We start from the raw sequence: 256 nt of genomic DNA, 5'->3' as shown, positions 1-256 counted from the left end.
TGGCTCCGAAGGCAGGACTCGAACCTGCGACCTGCCGGTTAACAGCCGGATGCTCTACCAACTGAGCTACTTCGGAACAGTACTTTTCTATTATATCAATTAGGTGGGGCAGGTCAACGGAAAGTTCATGAAAAAAGTCAGATCCACCTTACGATGCTTGTTCTAAAGATCAAAGGAAGAACGAAGAGGATAGGTGGAGGTGTTTCTTAGCTGTCAATCCCTCCATCCAGGCCGCCATTTCCTGGGTGAGTTTCCC

1 tRNA gene is annotated in these 256 nt (G+C 48.8%); it reads right to left on the bottom strand.

The window, feature by feature from the left end:
* A tRNA-Asn gene (locus AB5N96_RS13600) sits at nucleotides 1–76 on the bottom strand.
* Nucleotides 77–256: the final 180 nt, after the last annotated feature.

The organism is Chryseomicrobium imtechense, from assembly GCF_041475995.1.
Lineage (GTDB): Bacteria > Bacillota > Bacilli > Bacillales_A > Planococcaceae > Chryseomicrobium > Chryseomicrobium aureum.
Note: the sequence above shows the minus strand (reverse complement) of the source record. Positions and strands in the feature narration are given on the sequence as shown.